Genomic DNA, 19,251 nt, shown 5'->3' on the forward strand with positions numbered 1-19,251 from the left:
GCTAGATCTCTTTCGTTGCGGTCGGGTCGATGTAGATGTCGCCGTCGATGAGCTCGACGGTGTAGACGGGGACCGGCTCATAGGCCGGCAGGGTCAACGGCTTGCCCGTGGTGAGCGAGAACTGCGAACCGTGAGCCCAGCATTCGAGGTTGCCGTCTTCGACGAAGCCTTCGGACAGCGAGATGTCGCCGTGGGTGCAGACGTCCCCGATGGCGAACACGTCGTCAGACGCGTCCCGGACGAGGGCGATCGGCACGCCGTCCACCACGACCCGCTTGGCCTGGTTCACGGCGAGCTCGTCGAACGAGCACACCTTCGTCGCCATCAGTGCTGCGCTCCGCCGTCGTCCTGTCCGTCGGCGCCCAACAGCTCTGCTTCGATGGCCGCCGAGAGGCGCTCCTGCAGCTCGGCGTCGCCGATCTGCTGGATGATCTCGACGAGGAATCCACGGACGACGAGTCGCCGTGCTTCGTCCTCGGGGATGCCTCGCGCCTGCAGGTAGAAGAGCTGCTCGTCGTCGAAGCGTCCGGTCGCGCTCGCGTGGCCGGCTCCGGCGATGTCGCCGGTCTCGATCTCGAGGTTCGGAACGGAGTCGGCACGAGTGCCGTCCGAGAGGACCAGGTTGCGGTTCTGCTCGTAGCTGTCCGTGGCGACGGCACGGTTGCTGATGAGGACGTCGCCGATCCAGACGGACCGGGCGCCCTCACCCTGCAAGGCGCCCTTGTAGGTCACGCGGCCCCGGGTGTTCGGAGCGTCGTGGTGCATGTACACCTGCTGCTCGAGGTGCTGGCCCGCATCGGAGAAGTAGACGCCCAGTGAGTCGAGATCGGAGCCCTGACCGGAGAGGTGCAGCGTGGGGTTCACTCGGACGACCTTGCCACCGAGGGACACGACGACGTGCTTGAGGTGCGCGTCGCGGCCGATGGAGGCGAAGTGGCTCGCGAGGTGCACGGCTTCGTCGTCCCACCACTGCACCGACACGACGGTCACGTCCGCCTGCTCGCCGACGACGATCTCGACGTTCTCCGTGAGGCGCGCGTCGCCGGAGTTCTCGATGATGATCAGGCCGCGGCTGAACGGTGCGGCCGTGATGACCGTGTGCGCGGCGCGAGGGCCACCGCCGAGCGCGCTGCGCTCGATGCGGAGGGTCTTGGTCTCCTCACCGGTGACCGAGATCGCGAGCGCATGCTCGAAACTCGACCACGCGTTCGCCGATGCGCGCTCCTCCGGAACACCAGCCGATCCGACGCGCGCGTCGTCACGACCGATCCACTCGATGCCGAAGCCGTCGACGTCGTCGTGCTGGACCGGGGTGGGCGAGCCGTCGAGCTCCCCCGCGGTGAGGTCGGTGAACTTCGCGACCGGGCTGAGCTTCCAGACCGCCTCGCGTCCCGTCACCGCTGGGAAGTCGGCCACATCATAGGAGCTGAAGCGCTCCGATCGGGTCTGCACCGGGATGACGCGTCCTGCGCCGTCGCTGTGTGCCGTGATGCCGTGCTGTCCTTCGGTCTGAGTCGGTGCTGCAGTCGTCATTAACCGACGGATCCTTCCATGCCCATCTCGATGAGCTTGTTGAGTTCGAGTGCGTACTCCATGGGCAGCTCGCGGGCGATCGGCTCGATGAAGCCGCGGACGATCATGGCCATGGCCTCGTCCTCCGGCATGCCGCGGCTCATCAGGTAGAAGAGCTGCTCTTCGCTGACCTTCGACACCGTCGCCTCGTGTCCGAGCTGGACGTCGTCCACGCGGATGTCGATCGCCGGGTAGGTGTCGCTCCGGGAGATGGTGTCGACGAGGAGCGCGTCGCACCGCACGGTGTTGGCCGAGTGGTGGGCGTTGGCGTCGACCCGGACCTCACCGCGGTAGCCGGCACGGCCGCCACCACGGGCGATCGACTTCGACACGATCGACGACTGCGTGTACGGAGCCATGTGGATCATCTTGGCGCCGGCGTCCTGGTGCTGGCCGGGGCCGGCGAACGCGACGGACAGGGTCTCGCCCTTGGCGTGCTCGCCCATGAGGTAGATGGACGGGTACTTCATCGTGACCTTGGATCCGATGTTGCCGTCGATCCACTCCATGGTCGCGCCCTCAGCGGCCGTGGCACGCTTCGTGACCAGGTTGTAGACGTTGTTCGACCAGTTCTGGATGGTCGTGTACCGCACACGCGCGTTCTTCTTGACGATGATCTCGACGACCGCGGAGTGCAGCGAGTCCGACTTGTAGATCGGCGCGGTGCAGCCCTCGATGTAGTGCACGTAGCTGCCCTCGTCGGCGATGATCAGCGTCCGCTCGAACTGGCCCATGTTCTCGGTGTTGATCCGGAAGTAGGCCTGCAGCGGGATCTCCACGTGCACGCCGGGCGGCACGTAGACGAAGGAGCCACCGGACCACACGGCCGTGTTCAGCGCCGCGAACTTGTTGTCGCCGGACGGGATGACCGTGCCGAAGTACTCCTCGAAGAACTCGGGGTGCTCGCGCAACGCGGTGTCGGTGTCCATGAAGATGACACCCTGCGCCTCGAGTTCCTCGTTGATCTGGTGGTAGACCACCTCGGACTCGTACTGCGCGGCGACGCCGGAGACGAGGCGCTGGCGCTCGGCCTCGGGGATGCCGAGCTTCTCGTAGGTGTTCTTGATGTCGTCCGGCAGGTCTTCCCAGGTCTGGGCCTGCTTCTCGGTCGAGCGGACGAAGTACTTGATGTTCTCGAAGTCGATCTCGGAGAGGTCGGCGCCCCATGTCGGCATGGGCTTGCGCTCGAACAGCTGCAGGGCCTTGAGGCGCCGCTGCAGCATCCAGTCCGGTTCGCTCTTCAGCGCGGAGATGTCGGCCACGACCTCGGTGGAGATACCGCGGCGCGCTGAGGCGCCGGCGACGTCGCCGTCGTGCCATCCGAACTCGTATTGGCCGAGTCCGGCGAGCTCTGGGCGATCGATCAGGATGTCTGACATGTGTCCCTCTTTCCTCCCTGGAGACAACCACCGGATGGAGGTCGTCATTCCCTCCCGTGGGACGCGCCTGATCGGAGCGGGTTGGGGAGGGGATGTGCGGGCGGCTTCTTCGCGAACCTACAATGTTCTTGAACCATGGCGCTTCTCGCGCGCACCGTGAACCTCATAATCCTACAGCTTCCTGTGGGTTGTGGGTGAGGACGGTGCATACCGTCGCCGTGGCCACCGCGAACCGAAGGACCGACCCGTGTCAGACCACTCCAAGACCGCCAGTCGCGCGACGCCGCCGCGCAGCCTCCCCGAGCGGGTGCGCGCCACGCGGTTCTGGCAGTGGTTGCCGACGACGATCGACAAGCGGGTGCGGGTCGTCGCCTGGTTCTCGTTCGCGTTCCAGCTCGTCCTCATCGGCACCGGTGGAGCCGTCCGCTTGACCGCTTCCGGTCTCGGTTGCCCCACCTGGCCTCGCTGCACGGACGACTCGTTCGTGAACACGCCGGAGATGGGGATCCACGGGATCATCGAGTTCGGCAACCGTCTGCTGACGTTCGTCCTGGCGATCATCGTGATCGCCGCGTTCCTCGCGGTCATCCGCATGCGTCGGCAGCGGCCGGACCTCTTCCGACTGACCCTGCTCCAGGGGCTGTCCATCCCGGCACAGGCCGTCCTCGGCGGGATCACCGTGCTCACCGGCCTGAACCCGTACGTGGTGGGGCTGCACTTCGTCATCTCGATCGTCCTGGTCGCCCTCGCGACGATGCTCGTCCACCGGGTCTACCGCGGGCCCCGTGGCGCGGTGAAGGTCATGCCCGGTTGGTACCTCGGCGTCGTCCACCTCACGAGCCTGTTCGTGGCTGTGACGGTCGTCTTCGGCATCCTCACCACGGGCTCGGGACCCCACGCCGGCGACAACTCCAAGAAGGTGCCCGCTCCGCGGAACGGCTTCGACCCGGAGTTCCTGCAGCACCTCCACAGCTGGCCCGCCTACGCGACGCTCGCGGGCACCGTCGTCCTCCTCATCGGGGCGATCGTGCTCGGCGCACGCCGAGGGTCGCGCGGCGTCCGCACCGCGGTCACCACACTCCTCGCGGTCGAAGTCGCGCAGATCGTCGTAGGACTCACCCAGGCGCGCCTCGGACTCCCCGAGGTGCTGGTCGGTCTCCACATGGTGCTCGCCGGACTCCTCGTCGCCGCGATGACCTGGGTCGTCCTGCAGCAGCGGATCCCGGTGCGGACGGCGTCGAACGACGAGCGTCCGGTCTCCCTCAGCGCCGCGCGCTGACTCCGACGCGTCGTCGACGACGGGTCGACGCGCGCCGCTGGAGGTGCTGCCCTCGGACGACGGCTCAGAGCATCCCGACGGCGGTCACGCGGACCACGGCCGTGCCGGTCTCGTCGGAGGCGTCGAGGTCGATGACGGCAGCGATCCCCCAGTCGTGGTCACCGGCCGGGTCGGCGAACACCTGGCGCACGCGCCAGACTCCCCCGGCATCGCCGACGGGGCGTTCGTCCTCGTCGTCGATCACGAGGAGGGCAGGGCTCCGCGCCGCGGCTCCCGTCGGCAACTCGCCGTGCTCCTCGAAGTAGGGGTCCATGGCATCGGCCCAGGCGTCGGCGTCGAATCCCGCAGAGGCGTCGAGCTCGCCGAGTGCGTCGTAGTGCTCCAGGGAGGCGAGCTGGACCCGGCGGAAGAGTTCGTTCCGGACCAGGACCGTGAACGCACGCCGGTTCGCGAGCACGCTGCGCGGTGTCGGCGGGAGTGCGTGGACGGCCTCGGCATGCCGTTCCGGATCCGGGTGGGAGAGTTCCTCCCACTCGTCGAGCAAGCTCGAGTCGACCTGGCGGACGAGTTCGCCGAGCCACTCGATGAGGTCCTGGAGTTCCTCGTCCTTGAATTCGTCCGGGACACTCTGGCGGATCGCCCGGAAGGCGTCCGACAGGTAGCGCAGGACGAGCCCCTCAGACCTCGACAGGCTGTAGAACGACACGAATTCGCTGAAGTTCAGCGCCCGCTCGATGAAGTCGCGGACGACCGCCTTCGGGCGCAATTCGAGGTCGAGCGCCCAGGGCTGCGCCACCGTGTAGCTCGTGAACGCCGCCTCGAGGAGCTCTGCGAGTGGCTTCGGGTGGGTGACCTGTTCGAGGAGCTCCATGCGCTGGTCGTACTCGATCCCCTCGGCCTTCATCGCCTGCACGGCCTCGCCCCTGGCGAGGTGCTGCTGGGCCATCACGATCTGACGGGGGTCGTCGAGGGTCGACTCCACCACCGAGATGACGTCGAGTGCGAAGCCGGGTTCCGCCGGGTCGAGGAGCTCGAACGCCGCGAGGGCGAAGGGTGAGAGTGGGGCGTTGAGGGCGAAGTTGGGCTGCAACTCGACCGTGAGACCGATGACGACCTCACCCGTGTCGGGATCGGTGGTCTGGGTGATCACGCCGGCGGTGCGCAGCGTGCGATAGATCTCGAGCGCGCGTCTGGCGAGGGCGAAGCGTCTGGCGCGCGGTTCGTGGTTGTCGAACACGAGCGAACGGATGGTGCCGAAGCTGTCACCGCCACGCGCGATGACACTGAGCATCATCGCGTGGGTGAGCTGCATGTGGCTCGTCAGCGTCTCCGGTTCGGCCGAGACCAGCCGTTGGAAACTGGGCTCTCCCCATGACACGAAGCCTTCGGGTGCCTTCTTGCGGATGATCTTGCGGCGCTTCTTCGGGTCGTCGCCCGCCTTCTCGATCAGTTTGAGGTTCTCGGTCTCGTGCTCGGGTGCCTGCACCACCACGGTGCCTGCGGTGTCGTACCCCGCTCGACCCGCTCGCCCGGCGATCTGGTGGAACTCCCTCGCGTTCACCTGCCGCATCTTCGTGCCGTCGTACTTCGTGAGCGCGGTGAACAGGACGGTACGGATCGGGACGTTGATCCCGACCCCGAGGGTGTCGGTCCCGCAGATGACCCGGAGGAGGCCCCGTTGCGCCAGTTGCTCGACGAGGCGTCGGTACTTCGGCAGCATGCCGGCGTGGTGCACGCCGATACCGCTGCGGACGAGTCGGGACAGGGTCGTGCCGAACGCGGTGCTGAACCGGAAGTCACCGATGGCCGCGGCGATCTCGTCGCGCTGCTCCCGCGTGACGACCTTGAGGCTCGTCAACGCCTGCGCCCGCTCGAGCGCGGCCGCCTGGGCGAAGTGCACGATGTAGACGGGCGCCTGGCCGGTGTGGAGGAGATCCTCCACCGTTTCGTGGATCGGCGTCGTCGCGTAGGAGAAGTGCAACGGCACGGGGCGTTCGACGCCCGTCACGACGGCGGTCTCGCGGCCGGTGCGGCGCTCGAGGTCGGCCGCGAGTTCGCCGACGTCTCCGAGCGTCGCGGACATCAGGATGAACTGGGTGTCCGGCAACGTGAGCAGCGGGACCTGCCAGGCCCAACCCCGATCCGGGTCGGCGTAGAAGTGGAACTCGTCCATCACGACCTGGTCGATGCCCGCATCGGTGCCGTGTCGCAACGCCAGGTTGGCCACGATCTCCGCGGTGCAGCAGACGATCGGCGCGTCGGCGTTCACCGAGGAGTCGCCGGTGACCATCCCGACGTTCTCCGCGCCGAACATCTCGACGAGGGCGAAGAACTTCTCGCTGACGAGTGCCTTGATGGGGGCCGTGTAGTAACTGCGTCGGCCGGAACTCAACGCGGCGAAGTGCGCGCCTGCGGCGACGAGGCTCTTCCCGGTGCCCGTGGGCGTGGACAGGATGACGTTGGCGCCGTCGACGATGCCGATGAGCGCCTCCTCCTGGGCCGGGTAGAGGCTGAGACCGCCGGCCTCGGCCCAGGAGACGAACCGGTCGAAGACGATGTCGGGGCTCTCCCCCGTCGCAGCGATCAGCCGGCCACGTTCCGCTGCGTCAGCCACCGGGTCAGAACGGGAGGAGCGGGTCGATGCCGACGGCGAGGAACAGCAGGGTCAGGTAGGTGATCGAACCGTGGAACACGCGCATGGGCGAGACGTGCTCGTGGCGGATCGCCAGGTTGTAGAGGCGGTGGGTCTCGTAGACGAACCAGCCGCCGGACAGGAGGGCGACCGCACTGTAGAGCAGGCCCATGTCCGCCACGGGGATGAGCAGGAGGGAGCAGGCGACCGTGGCCCAGGCGTAGAGGATGACCTGCAGGCCGACCTGTGCCCGCCCGCGGACGACGGCGAGCATCGGTACGCCGACGGCCTGGTAGTCGCTCCGGTACTTCATGGACAGCGGCCAGTAGTGCGGCGGCGTCCACAGGAACACGACGGCGAACAGGATGATCGGTGCCCAGGTGAGCGAACCGGTGACGGCGGCCCAACCGATGACGACGGGGAAGCAACCGGCGATCCCGCCCCAGATGATGTTCTGCTGGGTGCGTCGCTTCAGCCACAGGGTGTAGACGAACACGTAGAAGAGGATCGCGCCGACCGACAGCGAAGCGGCCAGCCAGTTGGTGGTGGCGAGGAGCCACACCGTCGACACGACGCCGAGCGTCCAGGCGAACACGAGGGCCTCGCGCGGCGTGACCTCGCCGGTCACGAGGGGGCGCTTCTTCGTGCGGTCCATCACCGCGTCGATGTCGCGGTCGATGTAGCAGTTGAACGCTGCGGCGGAGCCGGCGCTGAGCGCGCCGCCGATCACCGTCGCGATGACGAGCCACCAGTCCGGCAGGCCGCCCTTCGCGAGGATCATGACCGGGATCGTCGTCACCAGCAGCAGTTCCATGACCCGGGGCTTGGTGAGGGCGATGTACGCCTTCGCCTTGCGTCGGAAACCGAGCCTGGGGCTCGACACACGTTCTGCTACAGCGACGTCCATTGCTCCTCTAACGTTCGGTTCACCACGCACTGCTCGCCCGGTACGCGGTCCGCAGACGATTCTACGACACCGGCGAGGCGCACCGTACTCCGCGAGGGCGCTGCGCGCGGCTCACCGCCGGCAGGCTCGTCGGCAAGCTCTGTGACGTCGAAAGTCCACCCGTGTTCGCGCTGGTCGAACATCGACCGACAGCTGCGGTCTGTCGCTATGCTGGGAAGTGCTCGCCAGCCACTGTGCACGCGTGCGCCCCCTTCACCCAGTTCGAAGAGCGGTGTCGTGTGCTCGGACGCCGAAGACGACGTGGGCCGCGAACGTACAGAAGAAGGCTCGACCGCTCGTCGGCCTCCTGTTCCGATGAGAAGGGTCAGTATTCAGTGGCAGATCTGCAGTGGGAAAGCATTGACAGCAAAGCGGTCGACACGGCGCGCATCCTCGCCGCCGACGCGGTCGAGAAGGTCGGCAACGGCCACCCGGGGACGGCGATGAGTCTCGCCCCCGCCGCATACCTCCTGTTCCAGAAGGTCATGCGCCGCGACCCGAAGGACCAGGACTGGCTCGGGCGCGACCGCTTCGTGCTGTCGGTCGGGCACAGCTCGCTGACGCAGTACGTCCAGCTCTACCTCGGTGGCTACGGCCTCGAACTCTCCGACCTCGAGGCGCTCCGCACCTGGGGTTCGCTGACGCCCGGCCACCCGGAGTACGGGCACACCAAGGGTGTCGAGATCACCACCGGTCCGCTCGGCCAGGGCCTCGCATCCGCCGTCGGCTTCGCCTACGCGTCCCGTTTCGAGCGCGGCCTGTTCGACCCCGAAGCAGACGCCGGCACGAGCCCCTTCGACCACTTCGTCTACGTCATCGCGGGTGACGGCGACCTGCAGGAGGGTGTGACGAGCGAGGCCTCCTCGCTCGCCGGCCACCAGCAGCTCGGCAACCTCATCGCGATCTACGACTCCAACCAGATCTCGATCGAGGACGACACCAACATCGCCTTCACCGAGGACGTCAAGGCTCGCTACGAGGCGTACCACTGGCACGTCCAGGTCGTCGACTGGAAGCAGACCGGCGAGTACGTCGAAGACGTCCACGCGCTGAACGACGCGATCGAGGCAGCCAAGGCCGAGACCGAGAAGCCGTCGCTGATCATCCTCAAGACGATCATCGGCTGGCCGGCTCCCAAGAAGCAGAACACGGGCAAGATCCACGGCTCCGCACTGGGTGCCGAGGAACTCGCCGCCGTCAAGGAGGTCCTCGGGTTCGACCCCGAGCAGAGCTTCGTCGTCGCCGACGAGGTCATCGAGCACACCCGCAAGGCGATCGACCGTGGTGCCGAGGCCCGTGCCGAGTGGCAGCAGGCGTTCGACGCCTGGGCCGCGGCCAACCCCGAGCGTGCTGCGCTGCTCTCGCGTCTCGAGACCGGCGAGCTCCCCGAGGGCGTCGAGTCCGCACTGCCCGTCTTCGAGGCAGGCAAGGACGTCTCCACGCGCGCCGCTTCCGGCAAGGTGCTCAACGCCCTCGGCCCGGTCATCCCCGAACTCTGGGGCGGCTCGGCCGACCTCGCCGAGTCGAACAACACCACGATCGAGGGCGGTGCGTCCTTCATCCCGAGCGAGCACTCCACCCACGAGTGGACCGGCAACCCGTACGGACGCGTCCTGCACTTCGGTATCCGTGAGCACGCGATGGCCGCCATCCTCAACGGCATCGTCCTCCACGGACCCACCCGCGCGTTCGGTGGCACCTTCCTCATCTTCAGCGACTACATGCGTCCGGCCGTCCGTCTGGCCGCGCTCATGAACGTGCCGTCCATCTTCGTGTGGACCCACGACTCCGTCGCCCTGGGTGAGGACGGCCCGACGCACCAGCCGATCGAGCAGCTCGCCTCGCTCCGTGCCATCCCGAACCTCGCCGTCGTGCGACCGGGTGACGCGAACGAAGTCGCCTACGCCTGGCTGGAGATCCTCAAGCGCCGCGGCGGCCCCACCGGCATCGCGCTGACCCGTCAGAACATCCCGGTGTTCGAGCGAGGCACGGGCGACGCGTCCGGCGAGACCTTCGCCGCCGCGTCCAACGTCTCCAAGGGCGCCTACGTGCTCGCCGAGGCGCCGAACGGCACGCCCGACGTCATCCTCATCGCGACGGGTTCCGAGCTCCAGCTCGCCGTCGAGGCCCGCGAGGTCCTCCGCGGCGAGGGCGTCAACGCCCGCGTCGTCTCGGTCCCCGCGCTCGAGTGGTTCGAGGAGCAGTCCGCCGAGTACCGCGAGTCCGTCCTGCCGAAGGCCGTCACCGCGCGCGTCTCCGTCGAGGCGGGTCTCGGCCTGACCTGGAAGAGCATCGTCGGCGACGCCGGCCGCACCGTGTCGATCGAGCACTTCGGTGCCTCCGCCGACTACAAGACGCTGTTCCGTGAGTTCGGCATCACCACGGAGGCAGTCGTCTCCGCAGCACACGAGACGCTCGGCAAGTAGCCCGGGCGAAGGAGACAGAAGAACATGACTGAAACCCCAACCGCCCAGCTGTCCGCCGCCGGCGTCAGCATCTGGCTCGACGACCTCTCCCGCGGACGCATCCAGTCCGGTGGCCTCGAGCAGCTCATCGCCGACCGCAACGTCGTCGGCGTCACCACGAACCCGACCATCTTCGCCTCGGCGCTCAGCAACGGCGACGTCTACGCCGAGCAGGTCGCCCAGCTGGCCGCAGCAGGCAAGGACGTCACGGAGGCGGTCTTCGAGATCACCACCGACGACGTCGCGTCCGCCTCGAAGATCTTCCGTGGCGTCTACGACGCCTCCGGCGGGTACGACGGCCGGGTCTCGATCGAGGTCGAGCCGGGCTTCGCCCACGACGCCGCTGCCACGATCGAGCAGGCCAAGGCCCTCTGGACCAAGGTCAACCAGCCCAACGCGATGATCAAGATCCCCGCGACCGTCGAAGGCCTCGAGGCCATCACCGCGGTCATCGGCGCCGGCATCAGCGTCAACGTCACCCTGATCTTCAGCCTCACGCGCTACCGCGAGGTGATCAACGCCTTCCTGACCGGTCTCGAGCAGGCCAAGGCGGCTGGGCACGACCTCTCGACGATCCACTCGGTCGCCTCCTTCTTCGTGTCGCGCGTCGACACGGAGATCGACAAGCGTCTCGAAGCCGTCGGCACCCCCGAAGCGATCGCGCTGAAGAGCAAGGCCGGCGTCGCCAACGCCCAGCTGGCCTACCAGGTCTTCGAGCAGGAGTTCGCGAGCGAGCGGGCCACCGCCCTCCTCGAGGCCGGCGCCAACAAGCAGCGTCCGCTCTGGGCCTCGACGGGCGTCAAGTCCGCCGACCTCCCCGACACGCTCTACGTGACCGAGCTCGTCGCCGACGGTGTCGTCAACACCATGCCGGAGAAGACGCTCGAGGCGACCTTCGACCACGGCGTCATCACCGGTGACACCGTCACCGGCTCCTACGCAGCGGCCAACGAGGTCCTCGACGCGATCGCCGCGCAGGGTGTGTCCTACGACGAGGTGACCGAGCTCCTCGAACGCGAGGGCGTCGAGAAGTTCATCGTCTCCTGGAACGAGTTGCTCGAGACGGTGAAGACGGCGCTGGAGGCCTCCAAGTGAGCTTCAAGATCCACGTGAGCGGTGCGGCCGAGGCCGCCGTCGCGTCGGTCGTCCCGACGCTCGTCAGCGACCTCGTCGCATCGCGGATCACCGACCAGGACCCCACCCTGTGGGGTCCTGCAGCCGAGGCCGAGGCGTCCAAGCGCCTCGGCTGGGTGCAGGCGGTCTCCGTCTCCCGCCCGCTCGTCGAGCCGATCCTCGCTCTGCGCGAGCAGTTCAACGACCAGGGTGTCGACCACATCGTCCTCGCGGGCATGGGCGGATCCTCCCTCGCACCCGAGGTCATCACGGGCACCCTCGGGGGCCACCTGACGGTGCTCGACTCGACCGCACCCGGTCAGGTGCTCTCGGCTCTCGCGGACCGCCTCGAGACCTCCGTGCTCGTCGTCTCCTCGAAGTCCGGCTCCACGGTGGAGACCGACAGCCAGCGACGTGCCTACGAGGCTGCGTTCACGGCGGCCGGCATCGACCCCGCCGGTCGGATCGTCATCGTCACCGACCCGGGCTCGCCGCTCGAGGCGGCGGCGAACGAGGCGGGTTACCGCGTCTTCAACGCCGACCCGAACGTGGGCGGCCGCTACAGCGCGCTCACCGCGTTCGGTCTCGTCCCCTCCGGTCTCGCCGGGGTCGACATCGGTGCGCTGCTCGACGAAGCCGACGCCGTGCTCGGTGAGCTGGCCATCGACGACGCGTCGAACCCGGGGCTCATCCTCGGTGCGGCGCTCGGCGGTACCGTCCCGCTGCGCGACAAGGTCGGACTCATCACCGACGGCACGCACATCGTCGGTTTCCCCGACTGGGCCGAGCAGCTCATCGCAGAATCCACCGGCAAGTCCGGTCGCGGACTCCTGCCGGTCGTGCTCAACCCGCTCGCACCCGAGTTGGAGTCGAAGCCGTCCGATCTGCAGATCGTGCGGATCGTCGACGACGCCCACGAGTTCCACCTGCTCCCCCGCGACCGTCACGAGGGCGAGATCCTCGTGAGCGGCAGCCTGGGCGCGATGATGCTCGTGTGGGAGTACGCCACCGTGATCGCTGGCCGCCTCATCGGCATCGACCCGTTCGATCAGCCCGACGTCGAGTCGGCGAAGGTCGCCACGCGCGGGCTGCTCGACAACCGCCCGGAGCCTGAGGCACCCGCCTTCGTCGCCGACGGTATCGAGGTCCGCGGGACGACCGACCTCCTGGATGGTGTGACCACCCTGTCCGGTGCCGTCGAGGCACTGCTCGCAAGGCTCCCGGAGGACGGCTACGTCGCGATCCAGGGCTACGTCGACCGCCTCGCCTCGCCCCAGCTCGAGAGCATCCGCGACCTCGTCGCGGCGCAGGCCGGTCGCCCCACCACCTTCGGTTGGGGTCCGCGCTTCCTGCACTCGACGGGTCAGTACCACAAGGGCGGCCCGGCGAACGGCGTGTTCCTGCAGATCACCGAGACGGCGCCCGTCGACCTGGAGATCCCGGAACGACCGTTCACCTTCGGCCAGCTCATCGAGGCCCAGGCGGGTGGCGACGCCCGCGTCCTCGCCGAGCACGGTCGTCCGGTCCTCACGTTGACCCTCACGTCGCCGGACCAGAACATCGTCACCCTCTTCGACGCCGTCAACGACTAACGCGTCACTGCACAAGGAGCTTCATGTCCCCGGTGGAAATCACCCCGGAGTCCAACCCGCTGCGGGTTGACTCCGATCGGCGCCTCAATCGGATCGCCGGTCCGAGCGGCCTCATCATCTTCGGTGTGACAGGCGACCTGTCCCGCAAGAAGTTGATGCCGGCCGTGTACGACCTCGCGAACCGGGGGCTGCTGCCCCCAGGGTTCTCGCTCGTCGGGTTCGCCCGACGGGACTGGGAGGACCAGGACTTCATGGAGGTCGTCCACGACTCGGTGAAGCAGTACGCCCGAACGGAGTTCCGTGAGGACGTCTGGAATCAGCTCGCGCAGGGCATCCGCTTCGTCCCCGGCGAGTTCGGGGACGACGCGGCCTTCGAGAAGCTGAAGGCCACCATCGAGGAGCTGGACGCGGATCGCGGAACGATGGGCAACCACGCGTTCTACCTGTCGATCCCCCCGAAGGCCTTCCCCCAGGTGACCGAGCAGTTGCGTCGATCCGGCCTCGCGGAGCCCGCGGACGGGCAGTGGCGTCGTGTCGTCATCGAGAAGCCCTTCGGGAGTGACCTGAAGACGGCTCGCGAGCTGAACGACATCGTGCAGTCCGTGTTCCCGTCGGATTCGATCTTCCGGATCGACCACTACCTCGGCAAGGAGACCGTCCAGAACATCCTGGCGCTCCGGTTCGCCAACCAGTTGTACGAGCCCATCTGGAACGCCAACTACGTCGACCACGTCCAGATCACCATGGCCGAGGACATCGGCGTCGGGGGTCGTGCCGGGTACTACGACGGCATCGGCGCTGCGCGCGACGTCATCCAGAACCACCTGCTGCAGCTCCTCGCGCTCACGGCCATGGAGGAGCCCATCTCCTTCAACGCCTCGGATCTCCGTGCGGAGAAGGAGAAGGTCCTCGCGGCCGTCCGCCTGCCGGACGACCTCGGCGCGGCGACCGCCCGTGGGCAGTACGCCGGTGGCTGGCAGGGCGGTGAGCATGTGCTCGGCTTCCTCGACGAGGACGGGATGAACCCCGCCTCGACGACGGAGACCTACGCGGCCATGCGTCTCGACATCAACACGCGACGATGGGCCGGCGTGCCGTTCTACCTCCGTGCAGGCAAGCGCCTCGGGCGTCGTGTCACGGAGATCGCCGTCGTGTTCAAGCGCGCTCCGCAGTACCTGTTCGCCGAGAGCCAGACCTCGGCGCTCGGGCAGAACGCGCTCGTCATCCGGGTCCAGCCCGACGAGGGTGTCACGATCCGTTTCGGCTCGAAGGTTCCAGGGGCCGGAACCCAGGTCCGCGACGTGACCATGGACTTCGGGTACGGACACGCCTTCACCGAGGCGAGCCCCGAAGCATACGAACGACTCATCCTCGACGTCCTCCTGGGCGACCCCCCGCTCTTCCCCCGTCACGAGGAGGTCGAGCTCTCCTGGAAGATCCTCGACCCCATCGAGGAGTACTGGGCGGCACAGGACCAGCCGCTCGAGCAGTACGCTCCCGGCACCTGGGGGCCGTCCTCCGCCGACGACCTCATGACCCGCGACGGACGCACCTGGAGACGACCATGATCGTAGACCTGCCAGACACCACCACCAGCAAGCTGTCGAAGGCGCTCGTCACCATCCGCGAGGATGGCGGCGCGGTCGCCCTCGGTCGCGTGCTCACCCTGGTCATCTCCACGCGCCTCGGCGCGGAGGAGGAGGCCATCGAGGCCGCGAACGAGGCCTCGCGCGAGCACCCGATGCGCGTCATCGTCCTCTCCACGGAGCACGACGACAACGACTCCTCGATCGGAGACCGGCTCGACGCCCAGATCCGCGTCGGCGGCGACGCAGGCGCGAGCGAGGTCGTCATCCTCCGCGCCTACGGTGCGGTGGCCGAGAACGAGGAGAGCCTCGTCACCGGTCTGCTGCTGCCCGACGCCCCCGTCGTGGCCTGGTGGCCGGGTGAGGCGCCGGAGCGCGTCTCGACCTCCCCGATCGGCCGCATCGCCCAGCGTCGCATCACCGACGCGTCCGCGGCGGCGGACACCCACGCCGCCCTGCGCGGCCGTGCGGCCAACTATGCCCCGGGCGACACCGACTTCGCCTGGACCCGACTCACCCTGTGGCGCGCGCAGCTCGCTGCCGTGTTGGACCAGCCTCCGTACGAGCCGGTCACGGCAATCGAGGTGTCCGGTGCCTCCGACTCGCCGTCGACCGAACTCCTGGCAGCGTGGCTGCAGCTCCAGCTGCAGGTCGACGTCACCCACGAGCTCAGCATGGCCCACGGCTCCAGTGGCATCCACGGGGTCCGACTGACGCGCGCCTCCGGCAACGTCGTCCTCGAGCGCCCCGTGCCGGACATCGCGACGCTCATCCAGCCCGGTCAGCCGACGCACGACCTGTCCCTCCCCCGTCGTAGTCTGCGCGACTGCCTCGCGGAGGAGCTGCGGACGCTCGACCCGGACGTGCTGTACGGCCAGGTCATCACCGTCGGCCTCCCCGGACTCGGCGAGCCCGTCACGCTGCGCGCTCGGACGAGCTGATGCCGACCGAGCGACGCGTCCTCGTCTATCAGGACCGCGACCAGCTGACGACCTCGGTCGCCAAACGGTTCCTGTCCCGTACCCGCGAACTCCTCGAGTCCCAGGACACCGTGCACGTGGTCCTCACCGGCGGAACGGTCGGGACCGGCACGCTCGCGGCGGTCGCCGTGTCGAAGGATCGCGACCGGGTCGACTGGTCCCGGGTACACCTCTGGTGGGGAGACGAACGGTGGGTCGCGCGCGACGATGCCGATCGGAACGAGCTGCAGGCTCGGGAGGCGCTCCTCGACAGCCTGCTGGCCCTCCCCGAGCGCGCTCTCGTCGCGGAGCACGTGCACGGCTACCCGGCGCCGGAGGACGGGATCGACCTCGATACGGCTGCGGTCCGGTACGCGGACGAGCTCCGTCGGTTCGCGAAGCCCGGAGAATCCCATCCCCGGTTCGACATCACCTTCCTCGGGGTCGGCCCCGACGGCCACATCGCATCGCTCTTCCCGGAACGTGCGGAGGTCTCGGTGACGGACACCTCGGTCGTCCCGGTCCGGAACTCCCCCAAGCCGCCGGCCGAGCGGTTGAGCCTCACGCGTCCGGCGATCAACTCGTCTGTCAGGGTCTGGCTCGTCCTCGCCGGGACCGACAAGGCCTCCGCCTTGGGGCTCGCCCTCGCCGGCGCGAGCTACAACGAGGTTCCTGCCGCCGGGGCAAAGGGTCGGAAACGGACGGTCTTCTTCGTCGACCAGGAGGCCGCCGCCGAGGTCCCCGACTCGTTGATCCTGCCGGAGTACTAGACAGCACAGCGGGCGCGTCGACAGGACCACGAAGAAAGGCCGTTCCCCTCGGGGAACGGCCTTTCTTCGTGGTCCTGGTGGTCGACGCTACTTCGACACGGTGCCGCGGCGTGCGCGAAGCTGCTGCAGCGCTTCTTCGAGCAACTCCTCGGCCTCGGCCTCGGTGCGACGCTCCTTCACGTACGCGAGGTGGGTCTTGTAGGGCTCCAGCTTCGCGACCTCGGGCGGGTTCGCCTTGTCTCGTCCGGCAGGGAGGCCGGAGGTCGGGCAGTCGATCGTCTCCGGGATCTCCTCGTCGGGGACGTTCGCCGCGAAGTGACGGATCGTCTCGTTGCCGAGGGCGTCCCAGTAGGAGATGGCGATGCGGTCCGCGTGGTAGCCGTGGTCCTGTTCGCCCATGGGACCAGCGCCGACGCGTGATCCCCTGATTGCGCTTCCGCCTGATGCCATGGTGTGTTCTCTTTCTCGTGCTGTCGAGAGCGGTCGGATGTGTGGTGGAGTGCGGCCCGCTGGCGGGCGTCGCGGCCGACTACGCGGCGGCGAACTTCGTCAGCAGCCCGATCACGACGATGCAGGCGCCCCAGGTGAGGCCGAGGATGACGGTGAAGCGGTTCAGGTTGCGTTCAGCGACGCCGGAGGAGCCGAGGTTGCTGGAGGACCCGCCGCCGAACATGTCGGAGAGTCCGCCGCCGCGGCCCTTGTGCAGCAGGATCAGGAAGGTGAGCAGGAGGCTGGTGATGCCGAGCAGCACCTGCAGGATGACCTGGAGAATCTCCACGTGAGACCTTTCGCATTCGCGTTCAGAGGGGCTGAACCGCCGTCCAGTATACCTCGACGATGAAACGGACACGGCTCGGCCCGCGGCTGGTGCCGCGGACCGAGCCGTCCTGGCGTGTCAGGTGTCGGAGCCCGTCACAGACCGACGTGCTGCGAGAACCGGGCGATACCGGCGAACTCCTCCGCGAGCAGACTCGCGCCGCCGACGAGCGCGCCGTCGACGTCGGGCTCGCGCATGAAACCGGCGATGTTCGACGCCTTCACGGAGCCGCCGTACAGGATGCGCGTGCGCTGTGCGGCCTCGTCTCCGAGGACCTCGGCGAGCGTGCTGCGCAGTGCTGCCGCGACCTGCTGCGCCTGGTCGGGCGTCGCCGCCTGTCCGGACCCGATGGCCCAGACCGGCTCGTACGCCACGACGATGTCGGCATCGCGACCGAGTCCGTCGATCGCCGCGCGGAGCTGCGCGACGGGGACCGCGGAGGGGCCGTGCTGTTCGAGGTCTTCGGCCGTCTCACCGATGCAGATGACGGGGACGAGACCGTGTCGCACGGCGGCAGCCGTCTTGGCCTGGACGACCTCGTCGGTCTCATTGTGGAGCGTCCGACGTTCGGAGTGGCCGACGAGGACGTACGCGCAATCGAGCTTTGCGAGGAACGCGCCGGAGATCTCGCCGGTGTAGGCGCCCGAGTCGTGCTGGGAGAGGTCCTGAGCACCGTAGGCGAGCTTGAGCTTGTCGGCTGCGACGATCGTCTGGACGGAGCGGAGATCGGTGAACGGGGGGAAGATCGCGACCTCGGCGTCGGCGTAGTCGTGCTTGCCGTCCTTCAGCGTCCAGTCGAGCTTCTGGACGAGGGCGATGGCCTGGAGGTGATCCAGGTTGAGCTTCCAGTTGCCGGCGATGAGGGGCACACGCGTGCGCCCGTGGGTTACTGCTGCCATCCGAGGACCTCCAGTCCAGGCAGACGCTTGCCCTCGAGGAACTCGAGGCTTGCGCCGCCACCAGTTGAGATGTGACCGAACTGGTCATCATCGAAGCCGAGCGCGCGGACCGCTGCGGCCGAGTCACCGCCACCGACGACGCTGAGGCCGTCCGTGCGGGTGAGTGCTTCCGCGACCGCGCGAGTGCCGGCGGCGAAGGGGGCCAGCTCGAACACGCCCATCGGACCGTTCCAGAACACCGTCTTCGATCCGGCCACGATCTCGGCGAACGCCTTGGCGGTGTCGGGTCCGATGTCGAGTCCCAGACCCTTCGCGCCGAACGGGGTGTCCTCGATGCGGTCAGCCGGGCGGACGACGTGTTCGGCGTCGGCGCTGAACCCGGCCGCGACGACCACGTCCGTCGGCAGCACGATGGTGACGCCGAGTTCCTCCGCCTTCGCGAGGTAGCCGCGGACCGTGTCGATCTGGTCGGCCTCGAGCAGGCTCGAACCGACCGAGTGGCCCTGTGCCGCCAGGAAGGTGAAGAGCATGCCCCCGCCGATGAGCAAGGAGTCGACGCGAGGGAGCAGGTGGCCGATGACGCCCAGCTTGTCGGACACCTTCGAGCCGCCGAGCACGACCGTGTACGGCCGCTCGGGGGTTTCGGTCAGGCGATCGAGGACTTCGAGTTCGGTGGAGATGAGCAGACCCGCTGCGCTCGGGAGGAGCTTCGCGAGTTCGTACACGCTCGCCTGCTTGCGGTGCACGACGCCGAAGCCGTCTGAGACGACCACATCGCCGAATGCGGCGAGCTTCGCGGCGAACGCCTCGCGCTCACCGGCGTCCTTACTGGTCTCGGCCGAGTTGAACCGCAGGTTCTCGAGCAGCACGACGTCGCCGTCGGTCTGGGCGGCGACGGCATCGCTCGCGGCGCTTCCGACGGTGTCGGCAGCGAAGGTCACCGGCTTGCCGAGGAGCTCCGACAGGCGCTGAGCGACGGGGGCGAGGCTGTACTTCGCGTCCGGCGATCCGTCGGGGCGTCCGAGGTGCGAGACGATGACGACGCGAGCGCCCTGGTTGATGAGCGCGTTCAGGGTGGGGAGCGCCGCGCGGATGCGTCCGTCGTCGGTGATGACGCCGTCCTTGAGCGGGACGTTCAGGTCGAGGCGGACGACAGCACGACGGCCGCCGAGGGCTCCGAGCGAGTCGAGGGTGCGAAGGGTCATGGAGAAGGTCTTTCTTGCACTGAGCCGACGGCCGCCG

At 68.1% G+C, this 19,251-nt stretch carries 16 protein-coding genes; 7 read left to right on the top strand and 9 right to left on the bottom strand.

Annotated elements, in window-relative coordinates; genetic code table 11:
• Nucleotide 1: 1 nt before the first annotated feature.
• From ASF68_RS00985 to sufB, 3 genes are read right to left on the bottom strand one after another with little or no spacing between them, the layout of a single operon-like run.
• On the bottom strand, nucleotides 2–325 hold the full coding sequence (locus ASF68_RS00985) for a non-heme iron oxygenase ferredoxin subunit (RefSeq protein WP_056005628.1): 324 nt from the start codon (nucleotides 323–325) through the stop codon (nucleotides 2–4).
• Nucleotides 325–1,533 carry a Fe-S cluster assembly protein SufD gene (gene sufD / locus ASF68_RS00990; RefSeq protein WP_056005631.1) on the bottom strand — a complete coding sequence of 403 codons (1,209 nt, stop codon included), beginning with the start codon at nucleotides 1,531–1,533 and terminating at the stop codon, nucleotides 325–327. Before sufD ends, ASF68_RS00985 begins: the two co-directional genes overlap by 1 nt.
• Nucleotides 1,533–2,951: a Fe-S cluster assembly protein SufB gene (sufB, locus tag ASF68_RS00995; protein WP_056005633.1), complete on the bottom strand. Its 1,419-nt coding sequence runs from the start codon at nucleotides 2,949–2,951 to the stop codon at nucleotides 1,533–1,535. The genes sufD and sufB overlap by 1 nt, the downstream gene beginning before the upstream one ends.
• Nucleotides 2,952–3,198: 247 nt before the next feature.
• On the opposite strand from sufB, the gene ASF68_RS01000 reads away from it, so the two are divergent.
• Nucleotides 3,199–4,230 (top strand): heme A synthase, encoded by a 1,032-nt coding sequence (locus ASF68_RS01000; RefSeq protein WP_369796400.1) that lies wholly within the window; start codon nucleotides 3,199–3,201, stop codon nucleotides 4,228–4,230.
• 64 nt (nucleotides 4,231–4,294) lie between these two features.
• On the opposite strand, the gene ASF68_RS01005 is transcribed toward ASF68_RS01000, so the two are convergent.
• Nucleotides 4,295–6,844: an RNA helicase gene (locus tag ASF68_RS01005; protein WP_056005636.1), complete on the bottom strand. Its 2,550-nt coding sequence runs from the start codon at nucleotides 6,842–6,844 to the stop codon at nucleotides 4,295–4,297.
• Nucleotides 6,845–6,848: 4 nt separating this feature from the next.
• Nucleotides 6,849–7,769: a heme o synthase gene (locus tag ASF68_RS01010; RefSeq protein WP_056005639.1), complete on the bottom strand. Its 921-nt coding sequence runs from the start codon at nucleotides 7,767–7,769 to the stop codon at nucleotides 6,849–6,851.
• Nucleotides 7,770–8,143: 374 nt separating this feature from the next.
• On the opposite strand from ASF68_RS01010, the gene tkt reads away from it, so the two are divergent.
• The 6 genes from tkt to pgl are packed head-to-tail and all read left to right on the top strand — an operon-like array spanning nucleotide 8,144 to nucleotide 16,293.
• Nucleotides 8,144–10,234 carry a transketolase gene (gene tkt / locus ASF68_RS01015; RefSeq protein WP_056005642.1) on the top strand — a complete coding sequence of 697 codons (2,091 nt, stop codon included), beginning with the start codon at nucleotides 8,144–8,146 and terminating at the stop codon, nucleotides 10,232–10,234.
• 24 nt (nucleotides 10,235–10,258) lie between these two features.
• On the top strand, nucleotides 10,259–11,368 hold the full coding sequence (tal, locus tag ASF68_RS01020; protein ID WP_056005645.1) for a transaldolase: 1,110 nt from the start codon (nucleotides 10,259–10,261) through the stop codon (nucleotides 11,366–11,368).
• On the top strand, nucleotides 11,365–12,978 hold the full coding sequence (locus tag ASF68_RS01025; protein WP_056005648.1) for a glucose-6-phosphate isomerase: 1,614 nt from the start codon (nucleotides 11,365–11,367) through the stop codon (nucleotides 12,976–12,978). Before tal ends, ASF68_RS01025 begins: the two co-directional genes overlap by 4 nt.
• Nucleotides 12,979–13,001: 23 nt before the next feature.
• Complete coding sequence (gene zwf, locus ASF68_RS01030; protein WP_056005651.1) at nucleotides 13,002–14,546, top strand: glucose-6-phosphate dehydrogenase; 1,545 nt, start codon at nucleotides 13,002–13,004, stop codon at nucleotides 14,544–14,546.
• Nucleotides 14,543–15,505: a glucose-6-phosphate dehydrogenase assembly protein OpcA gene (locus tag ASF68_RS01035; RefSeq protein WP_056005654.1), complete on the top strand. Its 963-nt coding sequence runs from the start codon at nucleotides 14,543–14,545 to the stop codon at nucleotides 15,503–15,505. Before zwf ends, ASF68_RS01035 begins: the two co-directional genes overlap by 4 nt.
• On the top strand, nucleotides 15,505–16,293 hold the full coding sequence (gene pgl / locus ASF68_RS01040) for a 6-phosphogluconolactonase (protein WP_056005657.1): 789 nt from the start codon (nucleotides 15,505–15,507) through the stop codon (nucleotides 16,291–16,293). Before ASF68_RS01035 ends, pgl begins: the two co-directional genes overlap by 1 nt.
• Before the next feature lie 87 nt (nucleotides 16,294–16,380).
• On the opposite strand, the gene ASF68_RS01045 is transcribed toward pgl, so the two are convergent.
• From ASF68_RS01045 to pgk, 4 genes are all read right to left on the bottom strand, one after another.
• Nucleotides 16,381–16,743 (bottom strand): RNA polymerase-binding protein RbpA, encoded by a 363-nt coding sequence (locus ASF68_RS01045; RefSeq protein WP_056005659.1) that lies wholly within the window; start codon nucleotides 16,741–16,743, stop codon nucleotides 16,381–16,383.
• A gap of 79 nt (nucleotides 16,744–16,822) precedes the next feature.
• Nucleotides 16,823–17,071, bottom strand: a complete 249-nt coding sequence (secG, locus tag ASF68_RS01050) for a preprotein translocase subunit SecG (RefSeq protein WP_056005661.1) — start codon at nucleotides 17,069–17,071, stop codon at nucleotides 16,823–16,825.
• 134 nt (nucleotides 17,072–17,205) lie between these two features.
• Nucleotides 17,206–18,009, bottom strand: coding sequence for a triose-phosphate isomerase (tpiA, locus tag ASF68_RS01055; protein WP_056005663.1), 804 nt, complete (start codon nucleotides 18,007–18,009; stop codon nucleotides 17,206–17,208).
• Complete coding sequence (gene pgk, locus ASF68_RS01060; RefSeq protein ID WP_056005666.1) at nucleotides 17,997–19,214, bottom strand: phosphoglycerate kinase; 1,218 nt, start codon at nucleotides 19,212–19,214, stop codon at nucleotides 17,997–17,999. The genes tpiA and pgk overlap by 13 nt, the downstream gene beginning before the upstream one ends.
• Nucleotides 19,215–19,251: the final 37 nt, after the last annotated feature.

It is taken from the genome of Plantibacter sp. Leaf314 (genome assembly GCF_001423185.1).
GTDB lineage: Bacteria > Actinomycetota > Actinomycetes > Actinomycetales > Microbacteriaceae > Plantibacter.

Bases quoted from the DNA above. Each gene is read 5' to 3' on its own strand.
- ASF68_RS00985 (WP_056005628.1), bottom strand. From the start codon at position 325: ATGGCGACGAAGGTGTGCTCGTTCGACGAGCTCGCCGTGAACCAGGCC.
- sufD (WP_056005631.1), bottom strand. From the start codon at position 1,533: ATGACGACTGCAGCACCGACTCAGACCGAAGGACAGCACGGCATCACG.
- sufB (WP_056005633.1), bottom strand. From the start codon at position 2,951: ATGTCAGACATCCTGATCGATCGCCCAGAGCTCGCCGGACTCGGCCAA.
- ASF68_RS01010 (WP_056005639.1), bottom strand. From the start codon at position 7,769: ATGGACGTCGCTGTAGCAGAACGTGTGTCGAGCCCCAGGCTCGGTTTC.
- tal (WP_056005645.1), top strand. From the start codon at position 10,259: ATGACTGAAACCCCAACCGCCCAGCTGTCCGCCGCCGGCGTCAGCATC.
- zwf (WP_056005651.1), top strand. From the start codon at position 13,002: ATGTCCCCGGTGGAAATCACCCCGGAGTCCAACCCGCTGCGGGTTGAC.
- ASF68_RS01035 (WP_056005654.1), top strand. From the start codon at position 14,543: ATGATCGTAGACCTGCCAGACACCACCACCAGCAAGCTGTCGAAGGCG.
- pgl (WP_056005657.1), top strand. From the start codon at position 15,505: ATGCCGACCGAGCGACGCGTCCTCGTCTATCAGGACCGCGACCAGCTG.
- ASF68_RS01045 (WP_056005659.1), bottom strand. From the start codon at position 16,743: ATGGCATCAGGCGGAAGCGCAATCAGGGGATCACGCGTCGGCGCTGGT.
- tpiA (WP_056005663.1), bottom strand. From the start codon at position 18,009: ATGGCAGCAGTAACCCACGGGCGCACGCGTGTGCCCCTCATCGCCGGC.
- pgk (WP_056005666.1), bottom strand. From the start codon at position 19,214: ATGACCCTTCGCACCCTCGACTCGCTCGGAGCCCTCGGCGGCCGTCGT.